This window comes from Novilysobacter selenitireducens (assembly GCF_020026895.1).
Lineage (GTDB): Bacteria > Pseudomonadota > Gammaproteobacteria > Xanthomonadales > Xanthomonadaceae > Lysobacter_C > Lysobacter_C selenitireducens.
This window is the reverse complement of sequence record NZ_JAINZW010000003.1, coordinates 342,297-359,040: the sequence shown is the minus strand read 5'-3', so window position 1 is coordinate 359,040 and position 16,744 is coordinate 342,297. Positions and strand designations below refer to the sequence as shown.

Below are 16,744 nucleotides of genomic sequence, written 5' to 3'. Positions count from 1 at the left end.
GGCCGCGTAGAGGCCCGGACGTGCGGGCGGTTCACGTTGTTGGCACGGGGGTGGTGCACAGAATCGCGTCGATCGGTAGCGGCCAGTGGGCCGCCTGCCGTTGGACAGATGCGGAGCGCGCGATGAAGTGGATGCAGTGGACGGCGGTGGTGGTGCTGGCGGGCACGGCTGGGGCGGTGCAGGCGCAGTCGGTGAACCCGGCAACGCTGGCCAACAGCGGCGGCGACGGGTTGGCGGCATGCGCCAGTTGCCATGGGGCGCAGGGCGAGGGCCAGGGCGCGATGCCGCGGCTGGCGGGCATCAACGCGGCCTACCTGCGCAAGCAGCTGGACGACCTGGCCGAGGGCCGGCGCGAGCATGCGCTGATGTCGCCGATCGCCAAGGCGATGTCGCCTGAAACGCGCGAGGCGATGTCCGGCTACTACGCGGCCACGGCGCTGCCCGCCTCGGCCCCACCCGGCGATGCGCACCCCGGTGCGCGGGTGGCGCAACGCGGTGCGTGGGACCGCAACGTGCCGGGCTGCGTGCAGTGCCACGGCCCCGGCGGGCGCGGCGTGGGCGATGCATTTCCGCCGATCGCCGGGCAGACGGCCGACTACCTGTCCGCGCAACTTGAAGCATGGAAGGCCGGGCGCCGCAGCAACGACCCCATCGGGCTGATGCAGGCCGCCGCGCGCGGGCTGACGGCCGAGGAGATCCGCGACGTGTCCGACTATTTCTCCAAGCTGCCGATGGAGGCATCGCGATGAGTGCGCGCACCGCCCTCGCCTTCGCCGCCGCCGCCGCATTGCTGCTGTCGGCCTGCGACAACATCCGCCCGCCGCGAACCGGCAAGCAACCCTCGTCCGATGCGGCGCCAGCGGGTGCGCCCGCAACGGCGGCGGCCCCGGCCGTGGCCGCGGCGCCGGGTGAGTTCAGTCCGCCGTCGGAGGCCGACATCCCCGAAGGCCCGTTCGGCGACATGGTCCGCCGCGGCCGCGACATCTTCCTGGACACGCCGACGCATGCGGGCGAGTTCGTCGGCAACGACCTGAGTTGCGGCAACTGCCACCTGGACGCCGGGCGCAAGGCGGACTCGGCGCCGCTGTGGGGCGCGTGGGTGCGCTACCCGGCGTTCCGTGGCAAGAACCAGCGCGTCAACAACTTCACCGAGCGCCTGCAGGGCTGCTTCACCTACAGCATGGACGGCACCGCGCCGCCAGCCGGCCACGACGTGGTGGTGGCGCTGGAGGCGTACTCGTTCTGGATGTCGCAGGGCGCGCCGGTGGGCGCCACCCTGCCCGGCGCGGGCTACCCGAAGGGCGAGCGCCCGGACACGCCGCCGGACTTCGCGCGCGGCGAAGCGGTGTACGCCGCCAACTGCGCGATCTGCCACGGCGCGGACGGCCAGGGCCAGCAGGGGGACGGGCGCACGGTGTTTCCGCCGCTGTGGGGCCCGAAGTCCTTCAACTGGGGCGCGGGCATGCACCAGCTGGACAACGCGGCGGCCTTCATCCGCGCCAACATGCCGCTGGGCAAGGGCGGCACGCTGTCGGTGCAGGATGCGTGGGACGTGGCGCTGTACATGAACGGCCACGAGCGCCCGCAGGACCCGCGCTTCACCGGCGACGTCGCCGAGACGCGCACCCGCTTCCATGACGACCCGGACTCGCCCTACGGCACCACCGTCGACGGGCGCCTGCTGGGCGCCAACCCCGCCACGCGCTGAGCAGGAACCGCCATGACCATCGAACGCACCACCGACCAGTCCGCCGCCACCGTCGCCGAGCGCATCGAGGCCAGCGCCAAGTCGCATGGCTTCGGCGTGCTGCACCGCTACGACTTCAACAGGACGCTGCAGGAGAAGGGCCACCCCATCGACTTCCAGTGCTACGTGCTGGAGCTGTGCAGCCCCGCCGTCGCCCAGCAGGTGCTGGCGCACGATGCGTCGCTGGCCGCCGCCCTGCCCTGCCGCATCGCGGTGTTCGAGGACGGCACGCGTACGCGGGTGTCGATGATCGGCCCGGTCGAGCTGCTGGGGCTGGTCAGCAACGACGCCGACATCCGCCCGCATGCGCAGGACGTGGAGCGTGCGTTGACGGCGTTGATGGATGAGGTGACAGCCGGGACGTAGCGCAGGTGAGGCCACAGGTCGCATGCGGGGATATGCGCGGTGGTCGGATGGCGGTGGGGGCCGGGTGCATTGATCGCGGGTGAAGTCGGCCCTACAGGGGGCGGGGGATGGCGGCGCCTGTTTGGAGATGGTGGTCGCGACTTACGTCGCTCCTACAAAGGGGGCGTGAGGACGCGGGGGTTTGGGGTTGGGGATCGCGGCTGAAGCCGCTCCTACAGGGAGCGCTTGGCGGATGCGGGTCAGTCGCCGGCGGGCAGTGCCACGTGCAAGGACAGTCCGCCGAGGCGGCTGGAGCGGTCCAGGCGGATGGTGCCCAGGTGCGCAACCAGCACTTCCCGCGCGATGGCCAGGCCCAGGCCGCTGCCTTCCTCGCCCGAGCCCAGGCGCCGGTAGAACGGGTCGAATACGCGCTCGCGGTCGACCTCGGGGATGCCGGGGCCGGAGTCGTCCACCTGCAGCACGGCATGCGCGCCGGGGTGCGAGACGCGCACCTCGATCGTGCCGCCGGCCGGCGTGTAGCGCACCGCGTTCTCAACCAGATTGCGCACCAGCAGCCCCAGCGCGAACTCGTCGCCCGACACCTGCACGGGGTCCAGGTCGACCCGCAGCGATTGCTGTTTTTGCATAGCCAGTGGCCGCAGTTCGTCGACTTCGGTCCGCACCAGCGCGTCCAGGCTCAGCCGCGTGCGATGGCGGACGCCGCCGACGTTCTCGGCCCGGCTCAGCGACAGCAGTTGCGCGATCAGGCGCTCCACGCGCGCGACGCTGTCGGCCAGCAGGCGCTGGGAGTCGTCCCGGTCGCCGGCATCCTGCGCCAGTCGCGCGTTGTCGGCGTGCACTTTCAACGCGCTGATCGGTGTGCGCAGCTCGTGCGCGGCGTCGGCCACGAACCGGCGCTCGCGCACCAGCGCCACGTCCAGCCGTTGCAGCAGGCTGTTGAGGGCGCGCACCAGACCCTGCGCTTCGCGCGGCACCTGGTCCGGGTCCAGCAACGCCAGGCGCTCGGGATCGCGCTGGCCGATCTCGTGCGACAGCCGGCGCAGCGACCGCGTCGCCAGCGCGACGCTCCACCAGATCACCAGCGCCATCAGCGGCAGCGACAGCACCAGGGGCGTCAGCGTGCCGCCGGCGATGTCGGTGGCCAGCTCCTGGCGGATGTCGGTGGACTCGGCCGACTGGAACCAGCGGCCCTCGCGCGAGCGCAGGGTAAACGTGCGCCAGCGCGCGCCGTCGATCACGACGTCGGCATAGCCCGGCACACGCTCGGCCAGTGGCGTGAGCGGCGCGCTGTCGGAGCGCAGCAGCAGGCGGCCGCGCGCATCCCAGACCTGGAAGGCGAGCTTGTTCTCGTAGGCGTGGCCATCCTTGAACGCCAGCTCTTCACCCACGCCCTGCGCCTGGCCATGCCAACCGCGAAGCACGATCGGCTCGCCCGGGTAGTCGTTGAGCTCGCTCAACGGCGCGTCGACCAGGCTGACCAGCACGCGGGTGGACTGCACCAGGCGCGCGTCGAACATCTCGCCGGCTTCCTGCAAGCCGGCGCGGTAACTGACCCAGCCGGCCACCGCCATCAACGTGCCCAGCGTGGCCAGCAGCACCAGCAGCAGCGTGCCGCGGATGGAGTTCACGGGGCGGCGCCTGCCAGGTCGCCCAGTGCGTAGCCGATACCGCGCACGGTGCGGATCGCACCGGGATCGAGCTTGCGGCGCAGGGCGTGCACGTGCACGTCGACGGCGTTGCTGGCGACGTCGTCGTTCCAGCCGTACAGGTGCCGCTGGATGGCATCGCGCGCCATCGGGCGGCCGCGCTGCTCCATCAGCAGGCGCAGCAGCGCGAACTCGCGGCGGGTCAGGTCCAGGTTGCGGCCGTGCCAGCTGGCGGCCAGCGTCGTGGGGTCCAGCTGCAACGGCCCGGCCTCCAGCGTGGGCTGCGCGCGCCCGGCGCTGCGGCGGATCAGGGCGCGCACGCGGGCCAGCAGTTCGGCAGTGTCGAAAGGCTTGCCCAGGTAGTCGTCCGCGCCCACGTCCAGGCCCAGGGTGCGGTCGGCCGGCCGTTCGCGCGCGCTCAGCACCAGGATGGGTACGGGGTTGCCGCTGGCGCGGATCTGGCGGATGACGTCGATGCCATCCATGCGCGGCAGGCCCAGGTCCAGCACCACCAGGTCGAAGCTGTCGTCGCGGATGGCGAACAGCCCCGCGGCGCCGTCATGCACCCAGTCGACGGCGAAGGCACCGCGCCGCAGCGCGGTGCAAAGGCCCTGACCCAGCAACGGGTCGTCTTCCACCAGCAAGATGCGCATGCGGCCAGTCTGGTGCGCGGCCCCGTCAGCGCGCAAGGTGCGCGGTCACCTCCTTCAGCCGGGCCTCGGCCTCGCGGCGACGGCCGGCGTCCGCGGTCGCGCGGCCCGGGCGCGCGGGGGCGGCCAGCGCCTTCTGGTAGGCCGCCTTCGCGCCGGCCCAGTCCTTCTGGTCACGCAGGAAGTCGGCGTAGAAGTAGTTGGCGTCGATGCCGTCGGGGTCCACTGCCAGCCCCTTGCGCAGCAGCTCGCGCGCGGTGTCGTCATCACCGAACCCGATCGGCCAGCCCGGCACCTGGTAGTACAGCGCGCCCAGGCTGGTGTAGGCCGCGCCGTCCAAGGCACCCGGGTCGAGCTTGATGGCGGCCTCGAAGTCCGAGCGCGCGCGCTTGACCAGGCCCAGTGCGCCCACGCCGCCTTTCTCGCCGGCCAGGCTGGACAGCACGATGCCCTCCCAGATCAATGCCTCGGCATCCCCGGGGCGCGCCTTGCGTGCCTGGGCCGCCTCCAGGGCGAGGTCGGCGAAGGCCGCTTCGCGCTGCGGCTTGGCGGTCTGGTAGTTGATCTGGGCCCAGCGGTCGCGCACGTGCTCGACGGCGGGCAGCGCGGGGTCGGCGGCGAAGGCGTTGCCGCCCAGCAGCGCGCACAGGAGGGTGAAGCCGAACAGGGGGTTACTGCGGTTGCGGTTCATGGCGCGGGGTCTCCGGCAGGGGGTGGAACGGCTGGTGGGCGTGGCGGCGGACGGCCGGCAGCTGCGTGCGCAGGCTGCGGTCGACCAGCCCGGGCAACAGCCCGTTGAGGCGGGCGAAGAGTTTTTCCGGCCAACCGATCTGCAGGCGCGACGTGCCGCGCTGCAGGGCGGTGACAAGCTGGCGGGCGACCTCGGCCGGGTCGTCGCTGTGGGTCTTGAGTTCGGCATTGAGCGCGTCCACGGCCGGCGTGTTGAACGGCGTGCGGGTGGCGCGCGGCGACAGGTACTGGAAGCGCACCGGCGTGTCGGCGTACTCGCGCGCCAGCGCTTCGGTCAGGCCGCGCAGCCCGAACTTGCTGGCGCTGTAGGCGGCAAAGCCGGGAAACGCCAAGCTGCCGAAGGTCGAACCCAGCACGGCGACCGCGGCGCGGTCGTGCGTCTGCAGGACGGGCAGCAGCGTGCGGATCAGCAGCATCGGCGCCACCAGGTTGGTCTGCAGCAGCCGCGCCATGGCGTCGGGGTCCTGCTCCTGGAACAGCCCGAAGGCGCTCTGTGCATGCCCCAGCACCAGCATCGACGGCAGCGGGCGCATCGCATACGCGGCCTGCAGCACGCGCGCACGGCCCTCGGCTGTCGCCACGTCCGCCACCACGTTGTGCAGCGCACCGGCAGGCACGTACTGCGCCAGCGCGCGCAGGCGGACCTCGTTGCGCCCCACCGCCAGCACGTGCGCGCCGGCGGCGGTCAGCGCGGCGAACAGCGGCTCGCCGATGCCGCCGCTGGCACCGGTCAGGATTACGCCGCGGCCGGCCAGGTCCATCACGCCGCCTCGGCCAGGCGCACGCCGCTGCTGCGCAACGTGCGGAAGATGTCGCCGTACAGCACGTAGAAGCGGCGCGCGGCATGCACGACCGCGGCGCGGTCGCCGGCATCGTCCAGGCGGTCCATCAGGCGCTTGAAGAACCCGACGTGCTCGATGTCCAGGTCGCCGTGCGAGAGCAGGTAACCGAACGCGTTGCGCGGCAGCCCGAGCGACGCCTGCAGGGTGTCGGCCGCGCGCGTGGCCAGGGCGACGCTGGTGCCTTCCAGCACCAGCACCATGCCGAAGAAGCCGACGGGGTTGCCGCGGTGGATGGTGTCGTAGGCGTAGCTGACCATCAGCTCGGTCGCCAGCGACGGCGTCGACGCCTCGGCCTGCCGGCGGTCCGCGCCACAGGCGGCGATGTCGTCCAGCACCCACTCCTGGTGCCCCATCTCCTCTTCGATGTATTCGCCGATGGCGGTGCGCAGCCACTCCAGCCGCGACGGCAGGCGCGCGCCGCAGGCCATCAGCAACGGCACGGTGTGGCGAACGTGGTGGTAGGCCTGCGTCAGGAAGGCGACGTAGTCCTCGCGCGTAATCCCGCCGGCCAGCGCGGCCTGGATCAGCGGGATGGATACCAGCGCGTCGCGCTCGGCCGAGGTCTGCGCGAGCAGGTCGTCGTGGAAACTCATGCGGCAACTCCGGGGGTGGGAACGGTGGGGTCGCCCCGGTAGCAGGCGTCGATGTCGGCCTGGTAGCGGAACAGGATGGCGGCGCGGCGCGGACGGCCGTTGGCGGTCAGCAGGCCTTCGGTGGCGGTGAACGGCGCGGCCGCGCGCACGAAGCGCGCCACGCGTGCGTAGTCGGGCAGCCCGGCGTTGACCTCGGCCAGTGCGCGGGCAAGAAAGCTGTCGTCGAGTTCCGGGCGTCGCGGCACCAGCACGGCGACGTTGTCGGCCTGCCCTTCGCCGTGGACCACGGCCTGGCCGATGGCCGGGTGCGCAAGCAGCTCGCTCTCTACCCACTCCGGCGAGACGTTGCGACCGAACGCGGTGATGAACACGTTCTTGCGTCGACCGGTGACATGCACGAAGCCGTCCGCGTCGACGTGGCCGAGGTCGCCGGTGCGGACCGGCCCGTCGGGCATCGGCGCGCCACCAAGGAAGCCCAGCGCACGCGCGCCGTCGACGCACAGTTCGCCGTCGACCACCGACACGCGCGCATGCGGCAGCGCCTGGCCGACACTGCCGTCGCGCACGGCACCGGCCCGGTTGAGGCAGACCACCGATCCGCACTCGGTCAGCCCGTAGCCTTCATGGACCGGCAGCCCGAGCGCACGGGCCCGTGCGAGCAGCCCCGGGCCGATGCGGCCGCCGCCCACGGCGATGTAACGCAGCGAGTCCGGCAACGGCGCACCCTGCTCGGCCGCCATCACCAGCGCCAGCAGCAACTGCGGCACCAGGATCACGCTCTCGGGCCGGTAGCGGTGCAGGCAGCGCAACAGCGTGGGCACGTCCAGGCCGGTGGCGCCGGTGTAGCCGATCTCGGACAGCGACGGCAGGGCGATCTCGGCGTCGGCCAGCACGGTGGCGTAGAGGCCGGCGACGTTCTCCAGCAGCGTCGACAGCGGCATGAGGCACAGGTGGCGCCGCGGGCGGATGGCCGACGACGCGTCCACCAGTGAACCGGCCACCGTCAACAGCGTGTCGGCATCCAGGCACACGCCCTTGGGCTGGCCGGTGGTGCCGGAGGTGTAGGTGATGCAGGCGGTACCGGCCGGAAGGTGCGTGTCGACGCCATCTGTTGGAGCCACGCGCCAGCCGGCCAGCGCACCACCGTCCAGCAGGCCGATAGGTGTTTCGGCACCCGCAGGCATGCTGTCCGCGGCGGCGGTCACAATGCAGTCCGCGCCACTGCTGGCCAGCGCGTGCGCGACCTGCGCCGTCGAAAAGAACGTCGGCAGCGGCACGTGCACGCCGCCGACCTGCCGGATCGCCAGGTCCAGTGCGAACCAGCCGGGGCCGTTGTCGAGCCGGCTGGCGACGCGGCGTGTCCCGGTGCGTTGCAGCCAGTCCACCGTGCGGTCGATGCGTGCGCGCACGGCGTCGTCACCGAGCACGCCCTGTGCGGTGACCAGGCGCACGGCGCGGCCGCGCAGGCCATCGAGCAGGCGCGTGGCGGACGTGGACGCCGTCACGGCGCGCCCGCCAGGCACAGCACGGGCGCCGCACACGGCGCGGGTTGCGCGGCGGCGTCACGCAACAGGGCCATGCCCTCGGCGACGTTGCCGCACATCAGGCGCGGGCGCGACGCGTAGTAGTCGCCCCAGTCGCTGCAGAGCTCGCGCAGGTGGTCCGCGCGCGCTTCCGCCAGTTCCACCGTCGACAGGTGCAGACGCTGGAACGCGTTGCGCAGCTGCTGGGTGGCCACGAACAGCACCCAGTCCATCCGCGCCTCATGCAGCAGATGCGCGAGTTGCACGATCAACTCACGCGCGATGCCGGGCGTGGTGGCGGCGAAGTTGCCCACTTCCACCACCGCGCGGCGGTCCACCGTACGTGTGATGCCACGCTGCGGCATGGCCGACTCGATCGGTGCGTCCAGGTACTGCTCGACGAACAGGTCCCCTTCCCCGCCTGACCGCAGGCCGACCGCGGCGACCAGACGGCCGGCACTGTCCTCGTAGGCGAGCAGGTGCGGCAGGAAGCTGCGTAGCCGCGCGCCATAGCGGTGCAGGTAGACGTCGGCGATGAAACGTTCGACCGCCTCGCGCCCGGCGTCGGCGGGGTCGACCAGGCGCACGCCGGCGAACCGGCCGGGGACCGGCGCGAGCGAAACGTGGGGGCGTATCCAGTGCATGGGCCGGCATGCTGGATGCGCTCGATTAAGGCCCGATTAGGCGGACGTTAGCCGTCCATTAGTGTTTCGATAACGAATCATTGGGCGCCACCAAAAAAAACGCCCGGCGCAGGCCGGGCGTTCGGGTGCTGCGATAGGTGGCTCTCAGCGAGCGCCGGCGTTCCGGCAGCGGGCGTTGCGGCAGTCGCCTTCAGGCACGCGCGACAGGCTGTCGTCATCAGGCACCACGACAGGGTCCACTGCCGCGGGCTGGCCGCCGTAGGACAGGCGCAGTCCGATGCTGCTGGCCTCGCTCGCATTGCGTGCCTGTTCGTGGCCCAGCAGCAGCGACAGCAGCCAACCGCGGCGCAGCGTCAGGTCCAGGCCGGCCGACAGGGAGAGCGCGTTGTCGTTGTAGCTGGACATGCGCAGGCGGTAGTCGGTGGCGGCCGGCATCAACACGTAGTTGATGGCGGCATCACCCTTGTCCTCGAGTGCCTGGCGGTACTCGACGCTCCAGAACGGACGCACGCGCCCGGCTTCGCCCAGCTGCCATTGCCCTTCAAGGCCGATGGCAGCCGCGCTGTGGTCGACCACCTGCTCGCGGTAAGCCAGGTCGTACAGCGCCAGACCGTACTCGCGGTAGGCCTCCAGCGTGGTGCGGCTGGTGTCCACGCGCCCGTAGCCGGTGAGGCTCATGGACGGCCCGTGGTGCGCGTAGCCCATCGATACCGACGCGAACCATTGATCGCCTTCGCGGGTGGCCGTGCCCAGCGCATCGGCGTCGGTGCTCCAGCGCTGCAAGTCGAAGTCCAGCTGGCCGGTGCCGGCCACGGCATCCACGAACAGGTGCTCGCCGGCGCGCCACAGGCCGTACAGGGCCAGCGAGCGCTGGTCGGCCTGCATGTGCGAGGCGCCATTGGCATCCAGCGTGCTGTCGTTGGTCGCCAGGCTGCCGGCGATACCGACGATCAGGTTTTCGCCTATCGCGCGGTCCGCACCCAGCGTGATGCCATCGGTCTCGAAGTCGAAGCCGTTGCTGCGGCCGCTGCTGCCGAACGTGGCGGTGCCCGACAACCAGGCGCCCCACCCCTGCGGCATCGCCGGCCACGGGGATGCGGCGGCCTGGCCCAGCGGCAACGACAGGCCCGCACCGGTGTCGCCGCCTGCGTAGGCCAGCGTCAGGTTGCTGGAACTGGCGTTGGCGCCGTTGCGCACCTGGCGCAGGCGGTCGCGGATGTTGGCCTGCTGGGCGGTGGCGAAGCGGACGCTGGCATCCACCTGCGCCTGCAGCAGGCCGGTGACACCGGGGTCGCGCGTGGGGTCTGGACGCTCGACCACCACCAGTTCCATCTGGATGCTGGCGATGGTGTAGTTGCCGTCGGCGGCCTGGGTGGCGGTGATGACGGTGGTGCCTGCCGCGCGCAGGGTCACCGTGCGGCCATCGATGCTGGCCACCGCGGGCTGGCTGCTGGTGAAGGTGAACGTGCCGGCGCTGTCGCTGCCGGGGTTGTCCAGTGCGAATGCGGCCTCGCCCAGCACCTTGGAAAGCTGCTCGGGCCAGACCAGCGTCGGCACGGCGGCGGCGATGTCGACCTCCAGCGAGACCTGCGCGGCGGCACTGTGGTTGGCGTCGCCTGCCTGGTCGGCGGTCAACCCGCAACGGCCGGCCGCGAGCATCGTCACGGTGTCGGCGGCCACGGTGCACACCACGGTGGTGGTGCTGGCGAACACGATTGCGTTGCCCGATGCCCCGCCCTGCGCGGTCAGCGCGAACGTGCCTCCCGGCGCGAACACGGGAGCGTCCGGGTTGGCGGCAAAACCGGTGATGGCCTGGGCCTGCGGTTCGACCGCAATCTCGATGGCCTGTCGTGCGGCAAAGTCATTGGCGTCGCGCACCTCCACGGTGGCTTCGAACCGGCCCGCGGCGGTCGGAGTGCCCGACAGCACGCCGGCGGTGCTCAGCGCCACGCCCGGTGGCAGTGCGCCGTCGACCACGGCGAACGTGTACGGCGCTGTGCCGCCCGTGACTTGCAGGGTCTGGTCGATGCCGTCGCCGAAGGTGATCTCCGGCGTCGCCATTGCCAATGCGATGGCCGGCGCCTGCACCGACAGCGTGTAGGCCTGCTGCGCGGAGAACGGACCGGTGCCGGTGCTGGCATCGGTGGCTTCGATGGTGAAGGCAAACGTGCCCGCCTGTGTCGGCGTACCCGACAGCGTGCCGTCGGCGGCCAGTGCCAGGCCAGCGGGCAGCTCGCCGGCGACCTGCACGAACGTGTACGGCGCGATGCCACCGCTGGCGGTGAATACGTGCGTGTACGCAGTGCTGCCGGCGGCGTCGGCCGGGGCCGTGGCGTCGAGGGCGACGCTGGCGGCCTGGACCGTGACCGTCACCGTTGCCGCTGCCGACGTGGTGAGGCCGTCGCTGGCGGTGTAGGTGAAGCTGTCCGGACCTGCGTAGCCGGGGGCCGGTTGATAGGTGATGGTGGTGCCGTTGGCTAGGGCCGTGCCATGCGCGGGCGCGGCGTCCACCGCCACCGATGTGGGCGTGCCGGTGATATCCAGCGTGACCGGCGTGGCGGCTGCGCCATATGCGACCGTCAGGCTGACTGAGGCAGTGACGAGCGACGGTGCCGGGGTGACCGCGTTGGACGCCATCGACGCGGCGCCGGTGCCCGCGACATTGTCGGCGGTCACGGTGAAGGTGTAGGCCACGCCGTTGCTCAGGCCCGTCACGGTCAGCGGGCTACTGGCGCCGCTAACGGTCGCACCACCCGGGTTGGCGGTGACGGAGTAGCCGGTAATCGCGCTGCCACCGGTACTGGCCGGTACGCCGAAGGACACCGTCGCTTGGGTATTGCCCGCCACGGCCGTGACACCGGTCGGCGCGCCTGGAATTACGGGGTTGACGATGAAGCTGCGGCTGACCTGCGTGGCCGGCAGGTAGCTGGCGTCGCCTGCCTGGTCGGCGTTGATGGTGCAGGTGCCGGCCGTGATGAAGGTCAGCGTGCCGCCGGAGGTAATGGTGCAGACGCCGGTCGTGGACGAGCTGAAGCTGATGGGGTAACCGGCGCCCGCGCTGCTGGTGGCCGTGAGCGTCGGAATCGTGCCGAAGTTCTGCGCGCCGGGGTTGGTGAAGGTGATGGTCTGCACGGCGGCGGGCGTGACCGAATTGCTGGCCATTGATGCGGCACCGGTGCCTGCCGAGTTGTGGGCCGTGACAGTGAATGTGTACGCCACGCCGTTGGTCAGGCCGGTCAGCGTGACCGGCGACCCCATGCCGCTCGCAGTGGCGCCGCCGGGATTGGCTGTCACCGTGTAACCGGTTATGGCAGTGCCTCCGGCGTTGGCCGGTGCGATGAAAGCCACCGAGGCCTGGGTGTCGCCCGCCGTTGCGGTGACCGTCGTCGGCACGCCGGGAACCACCGCGTTGACGGTAAACGAGCGCGACACCGTCGCAGCAGCGGCGGTGGCCGCATCGCCGGCCTGGTCGGCATCGACGGTGCAGGTGCCGGCGGCGACGAAGGTCAGTGTGCCGCCGCCGGTGATCGTGCAGACGCCGGTGGTGGACGAGCTGAAGCTGACGAGGTACCCGGCGCCCGCGCTGGACGTCGCCGTCAACGTTGGCGTCGTGCCGAAGTTCTGTGCGCCGGGATTGTTGAACGTGATGGTCTGGTCTGCCTGCGGCGTCACGCTGGCGGAGGCGCTCGAAGCGACGCTGCTCCCCACCGCGTTGGTGGCCGTCACGGTGAAGGTGTAGGCGGTGCCGTTGGTCAGGCCGCTGACGACAAGGGGCGAACCTGCGCCGCTGGCCGAAATGCTGCCGGGACTGGAAGTCACCGTGTAACCGGTGATCGCCGAACCGCCGTCGTCGGCGGGCGCGGTGAAGGCGATCGACACCTGCCCATCGCCCGGGGTGGCCGCGCCCACGGTGGGGGCGCCCGGGGCCGTGAGGATATCCACGGCATGCGCGGTGCCGCCTGTAAAGGCTACCGGCGGACCATTGCCGGCATCGTCCTGTATGTCGGTCCCGCTATTGAGGTCCACACGCAGGGTGCCGCTGCCGCTGATGCCGTTGACGGTGACGTCGACGGACGTGCCGCCGGACGCCGATACGCTGGCGATGCTGCCGCTCGCGCTGCCGGTGCTGGTCAGCGAAAAATCGTCGGCAGACACGCCGCTGATGGATTCGTTGAAGGTGACGGTAAAGGCCACCGTCGTGTCGGCGGAAATCGCTCCGCCAGCCGGTGCGACGCTCGTTACGGCCGGCACGGTGGTGTCGACCGTCGTATTGCTGGTGTCGGCCCGTGTGGTGGCGTTGCCCGCGTTGTCGACCGCGGTGACGCTGGTATTGCGGTTGGTCGCGTCGATGGCGCCTGCCACCAGCGTGTACGTGGCCGTCCAGGTGCCCGCGCTGTTGGTCGCCGCTACTGCGGCACCGCCGCCGAACTGGCTGAAGTCGATGGTGACGGCACTGATGTTGTCGCTGTTGTTGTCGCCGCCAGCGGTGTTGTTCCAGACGGCGGTAACGGTGTCGCCGATCTTGAAGGCGCCGCCGGTGCCCGTGCCGCCGGAGAGGCTGATGTTGCCGTCGGTGACCACCGGCGCGATGGTGTCGACCGTCGCGTTGGTGGAGTCGGCCCGCGGCGTGGCTCCGTGCACGTTGCTGGCCGTCACGCTGACGTTGCGGTTGGCGGCGTCAATCGCGCCCGCGCCCAATGTGTATGTCGCCGTCCAGGTCCCGCTGCTGTTGGTTGCTGCCACGGCAGCGCCGCCGCCGAACTGAGAGAAGTCGACCGTGACGCCAGTGACGCCCATGTTGTCGTCGCCAGAGGCGGTGTTGTTCCAGTCGGCAATGACCGTGTCGCCGAGCCTGTAGGCGCCGCCGGTGCCGGACGCGCCGGAAATGCGGATGTTGGCGTCGGTGACGGAGGGCGGCTGGGGCACCTCGGTGTTGCCCGAGAAATCGTCAAGCTTGGTGAAGTAGAAGTCCGTAGAGCTGATGCGCACTTCGTCAACGATGAGGTCACTGAACGCCAGGCTACCTGGCATGTAGGGGGCCACCACTTGAGCTGCGCCGACAGTCGCCCCATCGCGATACCCCTGCACGGTCGTTTCGGTGCCATCGGTGACGTCGACCTGCAGCCCGGTCAGGATGAAATCAGCACCATTGCTGCGCCGGATCGTCACCGCTTCTACCGCCGGGTCAAAGTTGGCTGATGCGAGCAACATGGCAGGATCGGCGGATTCGTCCCAAGACAGACTGCCCAGGTTCCCTTCAAACGCGAAGGTGAAGGACTGCCCTCCAAGCGTGCGCGTCACGGTCGTACCTGGGGGGAAATTGCTGGAAAAGGTCTCGGTAAACGCGGCCGCGTGGGCTGCGACGGGCGCGATGAAGGCCGCAAGTGCCAGTGTGATGCCGAACACGTGTCGCAGTGCCACGCGCGCCCGGCCGCGGCCCGGCCGCGAGCTGTCGAGATACTTCATGTTGTCCCCAAGAGAGTCGACCGTAACGACGCCGTCCTCGGAGGCGGTGCCGCGCGGTGCTGGATGTTGCTGCAGAGGCCTGCAGTATCGGCAGTCCACGGTATGCAATCCCCGTGCCGCGGACCTGCCAGATGGAACTGGCATGCGAATGATAAGGGCAAAGGGTGGTGCAGCCGTGTTGCCCGCACACCCTTGCCGCTGTGCCGCCGCCGAAAGCCACTTGTGCGCGGCCTGGTGGAGAGTCCTCGGCGATGAATCCTTGACGCAGGAGTGCGTACGGTAGAGCCCTTCCCACTCCAAGGAGCCCGGCATGTCCGAGACGATCTACGACGCCCTGCGCGAGAGCCACGAAGAGCAGCGGTCCCTGTTCCGCAAGTTGCTGCGCAGCAAGCCGGGTACGCGGGAGCGGCTGGACCTGTTTACGCAGGCGCGGATTGAGCTGGAAGCGCACGAGGCGGCGGAGGAGCGGTTCCTCTATGCGCCGATGCTGATGGACGACATGGGGCTGAACTCCACGCGCCATGCGCTGCATGAGCACCACGAGATCGACGAACTGGTCGAGGACGTGCAGTCGTTGGATCCGGCGGGCGAGGCGTGGCTGGAGAAGTGCAAGGAGCTGAGCCACCAGGTGCACCACCACCTGCGCGAGGAGGAGAAGAAGTTCTTCCAGGTATCGGGCAAGGTGCTGACGGAAACGCAGAAGGTGCAGCTGGCGAAGAAGTACCGGAAGGACTTCGAGCGGATGAAGAAGAAGCTGTCGGCGGAGTGATTACGCCCTGACCAGTGGCGGCATGTGCGCCGCCTGACCCTTGTAGGAGCGGCTTCAGCCGCGATCGCTATGGCAGGTCGCCGCGTTGTACGGAGTATCTGTAGGCGGGACGTGAGTCGCGATTGCGCGCCTGCATGGGGCTGACGGGTCGCGACTTACGTCGCTCCTAAAAAAGGGAGTGCGGGTGGCGGGGCGATCGGGTGGCGGCGTGGGTTGGCCGATTCTGGTTCGCGGCTGAAGCCGCTCCTACAGGTTTCGGCGGGCGGCGGTGAGGGTTGACGCATTTGTAGGAGCGACGTGAGTCGCGATTGCGCGCCTGCATGGGGCTGACGGGTCGCGACTTACGTCGCTCCTACAAAGGGAGTGCGGTGGCGTTGCGATCCTATGGCGGCGTGGGTTGGCCGATTCTGGTTCGCGGCTGAAGCCGCTCCTACACGGGCGATGCCTGTATCAGCGGCGCCGGCTCAGGCGCTGGCGGTTTCGGGGAAGCTGAGCTGCTCGAGGTCGGGGTGCGACAGCACCACGACGCGGTCGCGGCCGCCGTGCTTGGCCTGGTACAGGGCGATGTCCGCGGCGCGCAGCAGGTCGGTGTGGCGCGGGGCATTGCGCGGGCGCAGCAGCGCGACGCCGACGCTGGCGGTGATGGTGCCCGTAGGGCCGTCGGCGCCCTGCAGCTCCAGCTGCGCGATGTCGCGCCGCAGTGCATCGGCCATGGCGCTCAGCCGCCCGGCTTCGGGCTGGTACCAGACCAGGGCGAACTCCTCGCCGCCGTAACGCGAGGCCAGGTCCAGCGGGCGCTTGGCATGGCCGGCCACCGCACGCGCCACGCCGCGCAGGGCAGCGTCGCCGTCGGCGTGGCCATGGCGGTCGTTGAACTGTTTGAAGTGGTCGACGTCGATGAGCGCCAGCGCGACGCAGGTGCCGTCGCGCGCGGCCTGCTGCCAGACGCGCTGCAGGTGCTCGTTGAAGCTGCGGCGGTTGTGGATGCCGGTCAGACCATCGCGCTCGGCCAGTTCCGACAGCATGCCGGCGGTGAGGAAGGTGGTGCGCGCGCGGTGCTCCATCGCGTAGCCGCCGCAGGCACCAATGATGTTGGCCAGGACCATGAAGGACAGCTGGTAGGTCTGTACCAGGGGATCGGGCTGGACCATCGGCACCAGCACCAGGAACATGCCCAGCGGAACCAGGTTGGCCACCAGCGCCCACCGCCACGGCAGGCCCACCAGCAGGTGGATGACGATGGGCAGGAACAGCGTGCCCTCGTACGGGACGGGTGCGCCGAGGGCCAACGTCAGCACGACGATCCCCACGGTGCCGCAGCCGGTGACGACCGCGGCCATGAACACCGCCGGCGTCAGCCATGGGCGGCGTGCCGGGCGGTGGCTGACGAGCAGCGCCGCCACCAGCACGGGCACGATCAGGAACAACCGGATGGCTGCCGTCCAGCGCGAGGCGTGCAGGGGCACGGTGAGCAGGTCGATGGCGATGAACGCCCCATACGTGGCGATCCCGATCCACAGCACCCAGCGCAGCCACGCCAGGTTCGCGCGGTGCTGATCCCTCTGGAACTCACGCTCCAGCGCCGGTGCGAACCGCAGCCGCGCGTGCCCACGCGCCAGCGCCTCGCGGTACGGCGAGGGGTGTACAGCGTCGAACGGGAGGTGGTGCGCTGGCATCGGCGACGGCAAACCCTCGGCAGGGCCGACGCCGCAATGCGGGCAGCGGGCGATCCGGATGGATGCGTGGGC

At 70.5% G+C, this 16,744-nt stretch carries 13 protein-coding genes; 4 read left to right on the top strand and 9 right to left on the bottom strand.

All coding sequences use genetic code 11. From position 1 onward, the window contains the following. Positions 1-122: 122 nt before the first annotated feature. Genes K6753_RS08890 through K6753_RS08880 form a run of 3 tightly spaced genes read left to right on the top strand, consistent with a single transcriptional unit; the run spans position 123 to position 2,113 of the window. A complete protein-coding gene (locus K6753_RS08890) occupies positions 123-749 on the top strand; it encodes a c-type cytochrome (protein WP_223676084.1) in 627 nt (208 codons plus the stop codon). Beyond that, the gene (locus K6753_RS08885) at positions 746-1,708 is read left to right on the top strand and encodes a c-type cytochrome (RefSeq protein ID WP_223676083.1); all 963 of its coding nucleotides are present in this window, start codon (positions 746-748) and stop codon (positions 1,706-1,708) included. Before K6753_RS08890 ends, K6753_RS08885 begins: the two co-directional genes overlap by 4 nt. A 12-nt stretch (positions 1,709-1,720) precedes the next feature. Next, the gene (locus tag K6753_RS08880; protein ID WP_223676082.1) at positions 1,721-2,113 is read left to right on the top strand and encodes a DUF302 domain-containing protein; all 393 of its coding nucleotides are present in this window, start codon (positions 1,721-1,723) and stop codon (positions 2,111-2,113) included. A 239-nt stretch (positions 2,114-2,352) separates the two neighbouring features. Here the strand turns inward: K6753_RS08880 and K6753_RS08875 are convergent, their stop codons facing one another. From K6753_RS08875 to K6753_RS08840, 8 genes are all read right to left on the bottom strand, one after another. Beyond that, positions 2,353-3,720, bottom strand: coding sequence for an ATP-binding protein (locus K6753_RS08875; protein ID WP_425492100.1), 1,368 nt, complete (start codon positions 3,718-3,720; stop codon positions 2,353-2,355). A 17-nt stretch (positions 3,721-3,737) separates the two neighbouring features. Next, on the bottom strand, positions 3,738-4,412 hold the full coding sequence (locus K6753_RS08870) for a response regulator transcription factor (RefSeq protein ID WP_223676081.1): 675 nt from the start codon (positions 4,410-4,412) through the stop codon (positions 3,738-3,740). Positions 4,413-4,437: 25 nt separating this feature from the next. Beyond that, on the bottom strand, positions 4,438-5,100 hold the full coding sequence (locus tag K6753_RS08865; RefSeq protein ID WP_223676080.1) for a tetratricopeptide repeat protein: 663 nt from the start codon (positions 5,098-5,100) through the stop codon (positions 4,438-4,440). Next, on the bottom strand, positions 5,081-5,920 hold the full coding sequence (locus K6753_RS08860) for an SDR family oxidoreductase (protein ID WP_223676079.1): 840 nt from the start codon (positions 5,918-5,920) through the stop codon (positions 5,081-5,083). Before K6753_RS08860 ends, K6753_RS08865 begins: the two co-directional genes overlap by 20 nt. Next, entirely contained in the window at positions 5,920-6,594 is a 675-nt protein-coding gene (locus K6753_RS08855; protein WP_223676078.1) for an iron-containing redox enzyme family protein, read from the bottom strand. The genes K6753_RS08860 and K6753_RS08855 overlap by 1 nt, the downstream gene beginning before the upstream one ends. Beyond that, positions 6,591-8,099, bottom strand: coding sequence for an AMP-binding protein (locus K6753_RS08850; protein ID WP_319936659.1), 1,509 nt, complete (start codon positions 8,097-8,099; stop codon positions 6,591-6,593). The genes K6753_RS08855 and K6753_RS08850 overlap by 4 nt, the downstream gene beginning before the upstream one ends. Then, complete coding sequence (locus K6753_RS08845) at positions 8,096-8,761, bottom strand: thermostable hemolysin (RefSeq protein ID WP_223676077.1); 666 nt, start codon at positions 8,759-8,761, stop codon at positions 8,096-8,098. Before K6753_RS08845 ends, K6753_RS08850 begins: the two co-directional genes overlap by 4 nt. Before the next feature lie 144 nt (positions 8,762-8,905). Further along, positions 8,906-13,972: an autotransporter domain-containing protein gene (locus tag K6753_RS08840; RefSeq protein WP_223676076.1), complete on the bottom strand. Its 5,067-nt coding sequence runs from the start codon at positions 13,970-13,972 to the stop codon at positions 8,906-8,908. Positions 13,973-14,537: 565 nt separating this feature from the next. Between K6753_RS08840 and K6753_RS08835 the strand changes: the two genes are divergently transcribed. Beyond that, positions 14,538-14,996 carry a hemerythrin domain-containing protein gene (locus K6753_RS08835; RefSeq protein ID WP_223676075.1) on the top strand — a complete coding sequence of 153 codons (459 nt, stop codon included), beginning with the start codon at positions 14,538-14,540 and terminating at the stop codon, positions 14,994-14,996. Positions 14,997-15,460: 464 nt separating this feature from the next. Here K6753_RS08835 and K6753_RS08830 read toward each other — a convergent pair whose 3' ends face one another. Continuing rightward, the gene (locus K6753_RS08830) at positions 15,461-16,672 is read right to left on the bottom strand and encodes a GGDEF domain-containing protein (protein WP_223676074.1); all 1,212 of its coding nucleotides are present in this window, start codon (positions 16,670-16,672) and stop codon (positions 15,461-15,463) included. Positions 16,673-16,744: the final 72 nt, after the last annotated feature.